Genomic DNA, 8,538 nt, shown 5'->3' with positions numbered 1-8,538 from the left:
TCATCAAAATGGGTCGGAAACGAGCCTTGGCTCCCTCGATGGCCGCGTTGAAAACCGACATCCCTTCGCGGTGTTTCTGTACGGCAAACTCCACAATCAATACGGCGTTTTTACCGAGCAGACCCACCAGCATGACCAGACCTACCTGAGCGTAGATGTCGTTGGCCAGACCCATCATTTTAATCAGAGCAAAGGAGCCGAAAATACCAGCGGGCAGTGAGAAAATAACCGCCAGCGGCAGAATAAAGCTTTCGTACTGAGCGGCGAGTACCATGTAAACGAATACCAGTACGATCAGGAAGATGTAAATGGCTTCGTTACCCCGCATGACCTCATCTTTCGAAAGACCCGCCCAGTCAATGTCATATCCTTTCGGCAGCGTTTTGGCCGCTACTTCCTTGATGACTTTGATGGCCTCGCCACTACTGTATCCTTTGGCTGGAGCACCCCGGAAGGCTGCCGTCGTATACATGTTGTAGCGGTTGATCTCGTTGGCTCCCTGCGTCTTCTTGATTTTCATGAAGGCTGAGAAAGGTACCATTTCACCTTTATCGTTCTTCACGTATAGTTGCAACAGATCGTCCGGTAAGCGACGGTACTCGGGAGCGGCCTGTACGAATACTTTAAAGAAGCGTTGGAATTTGATGAAGCCCAGCTCATAGGTACTACCAATCAGAATGGACAGCGTATTCATGGCATTACCGATGGAGACGCCCTTTTGCATGGCCAGTTTGTTATCAATTTCCAGTTCGTACTGCGGGTAGTTCGCACTGTAGAACGTGAAGAGACCCATCAATTCTTTCCGCTTTTTCAGCTCGGCCATAAAGTCGTTCGTGACTTTCTGCAACTGGTTGTAATCGCCGCTGTTGGTTTTGTCCAGCAACTGGAGGGAGAAACCACCCGCAGCACCGTAACCCGGTACGGCTGGCGGATCGAAGAACTCGATCGTCGCTCCGGGAATCGCCTTCGCTTTTTCTTCAAGTTCGTAGATGATCTCGTTCACCGTCTGGTGACGTTCTGACCAGGGCTTGAGGTTAATCAAACAGGTACCTGCGTTGGAACCCCGACCTTCCGTCAATACCTCGTAACCGGCCAAAGCAGAAACCGACTCAATACCTTCCACTTTCTCGGCAATAGACTGAAGCTTACGGCCAATATCGTTGGTACGTTCCAGGGTAGAACCCGGAGGCGTCTGAATGATGGCGTAAATCATCCCCTGATCTTCGCTGGGAATAAAGCCCGACGGAAGTGTACTGGAAATACCGAAGATGCCCAACCCAAAGACCAGCAAAATACCCCAGGTGATCACCCGACGATTCACGATCATGCGTAACAGGCCGGTGTACTTACCCGTTAGTTTATCAAAACCGCGGTTGAAGCTGTCCAGAGCCCGGTTCAGTACCGTTTTCTTACGAGGCTTGCCGTGATTATTCTTCAAAATCATGGCACAGAGTACCGGCGTCAGCGTCAGAGCAACCAGACCCGAAAGTACGATGGACGTAGCCATGGTAATCGAGAATTGCCGGTAGAAAATCCCTACGGGACCCGTCATGAAGGCAACCGGAACGAACACCGCCGTCATTAATAACGTAATGGCAATTACGGCTCCGCTAATCTCGTGCAGTACTTCCTTCACCGCTTTGTAGGGCGATAAATGCTTTTCCTCCATCTTGGCGTGCACGGCCTCGACGACTACAATGGCATCATCGACTACGATACCAATGGCCAGTACCAGAGCGAACAGCGTAATCATGTTGATGGTCAGCCCAAACATTTGCATGAAGGTAAAGGCTCCGATCAACGATACGGGTACTGCAATGGTTGGAATCAGCGTTGAACGCCAGTCGCCCAGGAAGATGAATACCACCAGAGCCACCAGAATAAACGCATCCCGCAGGGTGTGAATTACCCCCTCAATGGAAGCATCGAGGAAGTTGGAAACGTCGTAGCTGATTTTGTAATCCATACCCGGTGGGAAGGACGTTTTCTTCAGCTCCTCCAGTTTGTCTTTTACTTCCTTGATTACGTCACTGGCATTACTACCGTAGGTTTGTTTCAGGACAATAGCCGCCGAAGGATAGCCGTTTAGGTTAGAGTAAATATCGTAGTATTCACTGCCCAGCTCTACGCTGGCTACATCTTTCAGATACAAAATTTCTCCGTTCGGATTCGACTTGACGATCACATTTTTGTACTGCTCCACGTCATTGTAGCGGCCCTGATAGGTCAGTACGTATTCCAGAGCTTCGGCCCGTTTCCCGTCGCTTCGACCTAAACGACCCGGCGATCCGATGACGCTTTGCTCGTTCAGAGCTTCCATCACGTCGTCCGCCGAAATGTTGTAGGCCCGCATCCGGTCGGGTTTTAGCCAGATCCGCATGGCGTACTGACGGCTACCGAGGATACTCGCTTGACCAATCCCGCCCAGACGCTGCAATTCGGGTAACATGTTCACCCCAGCAAAGTTGAAGAGGAACTTCATGTCGGCGTGCGGGTCCTTACTATACAGGTTGACGTACATCAACATGTTCGGCACGATCCGGTTCACAATGATCCCTTCGCGTTGGACCAGAACGGGTAGCCGGTTGAGTACCTGAGCAATCCGGGTATTGATGTTGACGACCGCCTGATCGGGGTTCGTACCCAGGTTAAATACGACCTGAACGTTGGCTTCCCCGGCACTCGTAGCATCGGAAGTCATGTACTTCATGCCCGGAACCCCGTTGATGGCCTGCTCGATCGGAATCAACACCGATTCGGTCAGTACCTTGGCACTCGCTCCTGGATACGACGCCCGTACGATAACCATTGGGGGAGAAATCTCCGGGAACTGGGAGATGGGCAGACTGTTGATGGCCAGTATACCCGTTAATATGATGACCAGTGAAATGACAATTGCCAGTACGGGTCGATGAATGAATTGACGAAACATACGCTGAATATTTTAAATGCTTCTACTACTCGGTATACACTTTTAATTTCGGGATCACCGATTTGGGGTCCTCGTAGTTATAAGCGATTTTATCATTGTCGTGTACCTTACGGATACCTTCGAGAAGAATCTTGTCATTAGCCGCTAAACCTTCTTTGACTACGTAGAGGTCGGGCATCTCGGCTCCGACGGTAATTTCACGCGAGTGTACTTTGTTGTCTTTACCCACCACGTATACGTATCGTTTTTCCAGTACCTCGAACGTGGCTTTCTGCGGAATGATGAGGGCGTTTTTCAGCGGGACGGCCATTTGAATATTACCCGTTTCGCCGTGGCGAAGCAGACCTTTAGGGTTGGGGAAAGTGGCCCGGAAAGCAATGTTACCCGTCTCGTTATTGAAGTCCGCTTCAATGGTTTCGACTACGCCGGGATGAGCAAACAATTCATTGTTTGCCATTAAGAGGTTCACCTTAATTTTGTCCTGGTTTTGGTTGTGAGCCCTGAAATTGAGGTATTCGGCTTCCGGTACGTTGAAGTACACCCACAACTGGCGATTATCAGAGAGCGTGGTTAACAATTGACCTTCATCTACCAGACTTCCCAACCGTACCTGAAAACGATCGATGATGCCATCAAAAGGAGCCCGGATTTCAGTAAAATCAAGATGCGTATGAGCGAGGGAAAGTTCGGCTTTGGCTTTTTCGAGTTTCGCCATCGCCATCGCCAGTTCGTTTTTGGCGACTACGTTCTTATCGGCCAGGGGCTTAACGTTATCTACTTCAATCTGGGCCGCTTTGGCTTCGGCCTGAGCTTTCTGGAATTCGGCCTGGTACAGGTTCGGCATGATACGGAACAGAAGCTGTCCTTTCTTAACGAACTTTCCTTCGTCCACGTAGATGTTCTGTAGATAGCCTTTTTCCTGAGCCCGAAGTTCAATGTGGCTGATGGAGTGGATTTGGCATACGTAATTTTGCGTAATCAGCGTATCCATTTGGGCGGGACTGGTCACCAGATATTTGGTTTCCTCTTCCTTTTCTTCGTGTTTAGATTCGCAGCTTGCAAGGCACAATAGGCCACACAAGCTCATCAGCAGGAGCATTCGATTCATAGGGGTATTGCTTTTTAAAGCGGAATACGGGTTACTAAGTAGTTATTATGGAAGGTGTAAACAATACAATCCAGGGACATCCCCTGGGCGGGATGTTAATTGAAATGGAGGGTAATGGATATGTAAGGTCAGGTTTAGTTAGGAAACCCGATTTAGCTCATAAGCGAAGTACGCGAAGGAAAAGGTAACGGTCTGGGAAATTATAGGAAACCTGATGACCCTGAAGGTGCTGCACGGTTTCAGAACGAACGAACCAGCGAAAGAAAGGAAGATACGCTACAGTAATAAACGCATTATGTGCACCGATGGAGTGAGGCGACCACTGTCCTTTTTCATCTTCTTTCTCTTCTTTCAATTCGGTTGCTTCCAGATTGGCTTTACCGTGTCGAGCCTCGGAAGAGGTTGATTGGAGCGTTTGAAGATTGGCGGGTGTGTCGGGCTGAGCCGTTTCACAGAAACCAGCGACGGTAAGGGATGAATAGCGGAGAGCATCCTTAAACGTTGCCGCATATAAGGAGCTACATCCTGTCCACAGGAGAAAACAAAGCGATATGAAAAATCGAATCTTCATCCTCGTTGGTTAAAATCATACCGGCTTACGTGTTAGTAGGTAACCGGTCAATTTTAGGCTATTCAGTCATTTTACTCGTTGTAATGAGATACCGATCAGGCATTTTACGAAGCTGGAGATGCAGGAAGCAGTTCGGAAGTTTCGATCGAAAGTCTATCCTAGTGGGCTATACATCAGAGATACTGAGAAATACCGTCTGCTTGGTTGACCAAAATTAGATTCATTTAAGAAATAAGACCCTGCATTTTGTATTAAAAAGGGCTTAAAATCCCCTTTAAGCCTATTTTTTAGTTTATACAGAAGAATGAATTGACTTTTTCCAATATTTACTAGGTTTTAGTAAGATTTGAGCAAATGACAGAGCTTCGCTAACGTACCTCCCTAAGCGGATGTAAAGGGTTACTCAATGATTAGCGTAGGGTGAGTAAAAGCTCAGATAGCTACCTGACCACCTGAGCTTTTTGTTCAAGACAACGAAAGCGTACGATTCACCTGGATTTCTTCAATAAAGTATTCATCGTGCGAAATCACGAGTAAGGAACCCTGGAAATCTTTCACGGCCCGCGTGAAAATCTGTTGACTGGTTAAGTCCAGATTATTCGTGGGCTCGTCCAGTAACAGCAAATCCGGTCGGTTTTGGCTAACCTGCAAACAGCAGAGGGCCAGTTTCATTTTCTCCCCGCCACTCAAGCTATCACACGTACGATCCCAACTTTCCCGCGGCAACTGATGCTGGTGTAGGAGATTTTTCAACGCATGTTCCAGTAATTGTTGGTTGTTGAACTGTTGGACCTGCTCAAAAACCGTCAGTTCACTGGCCAGGAATGAATATTCCTGATCAAGGTAGACGTACGAAAAATCCGCTTGCGTTACAGTTCCTTGGGAAGGTGTAAGCTGACCCGTTGCTAGCTTCAAAAGGGTCGTTTTACCCGATCCATTGGCCCCTTGAATTCGAATACGGTCGCCAGAACGAATCTGGAACTGTAAGGGCTCTGGCCAAAGACTGGAATCCCCCAAATGCTGGTTGAGATGTTGAGCTTCGATGAGCAGCTTTCCCTGGTGCAAATCAGAAGATTCCAGTACTAAATGTAAGGGCTGAACCTGATGCAATTGGGTACGTACCGAGCGAAGCTGACTGGATAAGTCCTGTAATTTTTCCTGATGAACCTCTTTGAGCTTGGCCGTGCTTTGTTCGGCCTGGATTTTTCGACTACCGGCAATGATGCGGGGCAATGCTTGTTTCTGCCCCTGAGCTTTACCCCGGCTTTCCTGTTTTTGGCGTTGCTCGGCTAGGTCACGAGCTTTCTGCTGAGCCTGTTTGAGGGATTTTTCATGTTCATCGGCCTGAGCTTTTAACGCTTCCCGCTGGATTTGTTTCTGTTCTTGGTAAAAATCATAATTTCCTCCGTATACCTCCAGATGGCCCTTGCCTAGTTCCAGAGTAGTATCCAACTGATTCAACAAAGCCCGATCGTGACTGACGATGAGTACGGTAGCTTTACTTTGACTAAGCCAATGGTACAACCGTTGACGGCTCGGACCATCTAGGTGGTTCGTCGGTTCGTCTAATAGCACAATACCGGGCGAATGCAGAAGCAGACCCGCCAGAAAAATCTTGGTTTTTTCACCGCCGCTTAGTCCTCCGAGGGTTTGCTCAAAATCGAGGGTTTTGATGTGCCAGGATTCAAAGGCCGCCTGAAGACGTTCTTCCAGTTCCCAGTCATCGGCCAGTGTTTCAAAATGTACTTCAGCTGCGTCGCCTGAAAGGATGGCCCGCAGGGCTTTCAGCTTTTCTGCGACGCCCAGTACTTCCGCGATGGTACATGAATCATATTGACCCAAATGCTGGGGTACGTAATAGGGTTTCTCGGAAAGTACTACTTCTCCCGGAGCGGCTTGCCGCTGGCCTGCAATGATTTGTAGTAAAGTAGATTTTCCTACGCCATTATTGCCGACGAGAGCGGCTTTTTCCCCGGTAGCCACTGAAAGACTGATCGAATCCAGTAGGGCGTCACCGTTGGCATGCACATAGGAAAGTGCGTTCACGATTATACTCATGAAGGTAAGGCTTAAAAAGATCAAAAGAATTGACGATCCGGGCCCGACTGGGGGCGGAAACGTTGGGTAGGGATGACTCGATTACGGCCTAAGAAGAAAAACGATGAATCACATAAGGGCTAAGTAAGAACCCACTACCAGGGCGTAGGGGTGAATTGGACTACTATCTAAACTTCGTGAGAGAGAAGTGATAAAAGGGGAGTACCCGTCCGAATTACTTAACTATAACATGGAAATAATTTTTAAGATGCGGCAAAGATAGGTATGAGCATTGAATGAATGCAAAAGATACGCGTAGAAAAATTAGGGGCTGGATTTTAATCCGTTCCGCTAGCCATGATTGAAATCCGTGAATGCAAAACTCTTTCGTTCATTCAAGGTTTATTAAGCAAATCGTTTAAGGGATCCTTAAATACGTTTTATCCTTTAGATCTTCCCGCCAATGGCTAAACAGAACTCGGAATATAGTACCCAGCTCGATTTATTAACAGATTATCTCTTTGCTAATCGGGAAACTATTTTGAACGCTTGGCGGATGCGGTGTGCTAGCGATCCGGCTTCACCTACGCATACTAACTTCTCGCGGGAAGAATTTAACGATCAAATTCCCAGTCTGCTTAACTATCTCTCGCAACGCATCAAAGGCGAGACAAAAAACAACAACGTTCTTGAGTTTTCCGAAGAGCACGGGCTTCATCGCTGGCAAAGTGGATACTCACTTAGTGAATTGTCGCGGGAATTGAGTCATTTATATGAAGTCATTCAGGAGCGATTCCAAGCCTTTCTGGACCAGTATCCGGATACGCAAGTACACGTAATGACTCATGCTCATCGCCAGCTTCTTCAGTTAGCTAAAGATTTAAATCTGGGAAGCATTTTGTACTTTGATCAGCTTCGCCAAACGGCCGCCGCTGAACAGGTACGAACCTTGGAAAATGCCCTGAAAAACCTGGAGGAAATTACGAAACAACGGGGGGAACACCTGCGGCAGGTTTCGCATGATTTACGCGGTAATCTGGGACTAATTTCGGGAGCTACGGCTTCCTTACAGCTGCCCAAAAAGGAGTCGGATCGGCAAAAGTTTCTGGAAATGCTGGCAAAAAATATTCGGGCGGCCGAAGATATGCTTACGCAGCTGATGAATTATGCTCGCTTGGAAGCGGGTCAAGAAGTAATTGAGAGCCAGCCTTTCGATGCTAGTGAATTACTACAGAAAATCATTAAAAGGTTTGAAGGGCTGGCTAAAACCAAAAAGCTGAAGCTGAATGTCGATGGTCCACCGAAATTAGTAGTAGTGGGTGATCCCATGAAGGTAGAACGGATCATTCAAAACCTCTTACTCAATGCCCTCAAGTATACCGAGAAAGGATGGGTAAACGTCACCTGGGTACAGGAAACGGATTCCCGCTGGCAGGTAAGTGTGCAGGATACGGGTCCTGGGCTCAAAGAAGGAGTCGTGTCCCTCTTAGCTCAACAGTTACAACCTCACGTACACTCGACCAGCTCGCATAGCCAGGAAGAAATCCTGGACCCGGAGGTTCCCGCAACTCGGTTGAGTAACCAACAAAGCAGTGAAAGTAGTGGGGAAGGGATTGGGTTGTTTATCATCAAGCGTTTATGTGAGCTATTAAAAGCGAATATGGAAATTGAAACCAGCGAAAAAGGCACTCTGATTCGTATTCGTCTGTTAATCAATCAGAAACAGGAAAGTCATTCCTGAATCAGGAGTTTTGCTTGCGTACCACTCGTCGAAATCAATGGTTCTTATCTTACTAATAAATCATCCGCCTTTGATCCCTAAGGAGGCAGATATACGAATAGAAGAAGTCTGTACGTAATTGATCTCGCTCGCTAGGTAAGCGTGGGCAA

General features: G+C 47.8%; 5 protein-coding genes. 1 reads left to right on the top strand and 4 read right to left on the bottom strand.

The window, feature by feature from the left end:
- The 4 genes from ACOJTG_RS18070 to ACOJTG_RS18055 form a co-directional block, all read right to left on the bottom strand.
- The coding region (locus ACOJTG_RS18070; RefSeq protein ID WP_420155101.1) for an efflux RND transporter permease subunit at positions 1–2,932 on the bottom strand (2,932 nt) is incomplete at its 3' end.
- A 25-nt stretch (positions 2,933–2,957) separates the two neighbouring features.
- Positions 2,958–4,040 carry an efflux RND transporter periplasmic adaptor subunit gene (locus ACOJTG_RS18065; protein ID WP_102202571.1) on the bottom strand — a complete coding sequence of 361 codons (1,083 nt, stop codon included), beginning with the start codon at positions 4,038–4,040 and terminating at the stop codon, positions 2,958–2,960.
- Positions 4,041–4,197: 157 nt separating this feature from the next.
- Complete coding sequence (locus tag ACOJTG_RS18060; protein ID WP_420155100.1) at positions 4,198–4,611, bottom strand: hypothetical protein; 414 nt, start codon at positions 4,609–4,611, stop codon at positions 4,198–4,200.
- 465 nt (positions 4,612–5,076) lie between these two features.
- A complete protein-coding gene (locus tag ACOJTG_RS18055) occupies positions 5,077–6,669 on the bottom strand; it encodes an ABC-F family ATP-binding cassette domain-containing protein (protein ID WP_420155099.1) in 1,593 nt (530 codons plus the stop codon).
- 442 nt (positions 6,670–7,111) lie between these two features.
- On the opposite strand from ACOJTG_RS18055, the gene ACOJTG_RS18050 reads away from it, so the two are divergent.
- Positions 7,112–8,389 carry a sensor histidine kinase gene (locus ACOJTG_RS18050; protein ID WP_420155098.1) on the top strand — a complete coding sequence of 426 codons (1,278 nt, stop codon included), beginning with the start codon at positions 7,112–7,114 and terminating at the stop codon, positions 8,387–8,389.
- The last annotated feature ends 149 nt before the right edge of the window (positions 8,390–8,538 follow it).

Origin of the sequence: Siphonobacter sp. (assembly GCF_048595215.1) — a bacterium.
Lineage (GTDB): Bacteria > Bacteroidota > Bacteroidia > Cytophagales > Spirosomataceae > Siphonobacter.
The sequence above is the reverse complement of the archived record's forward strand: the minus strand, read 5'-3'. Positions and strand labels throughout refer to the sequence as shown.

Coding starts and splice junctions, on each gene's coding strand:
- ACOJTG_RS18050 (WP_420155098.1), top strand. CDS start 7,112: ATGGCTAAACAGAACTCGGAATATAGTACCCAGCTCGATTTATTAACA.
- ACOJTG_RS18065 (WP_102202571.1), bottom strand. CDS start 4,040: ATGAATCGAATGCTCCTGCTGATGAGCTTGTGTGGCCTATTGTGCCTT.
- ACOJTG_RS18055 (WP_420155099.1), bottom strand. CDS start 6,669: ATGAGTATAATCGTGAACGCACTTTCCTATGTGCATGCCAACGGTGAC.
- ACOJTG_RS18060 (WP_420155100.1), bottom strand. CDS start 4,611: ATGAAGATTCGATTTTTCATATCGCTTTGTTTTCTCCTGTGGACAGGA.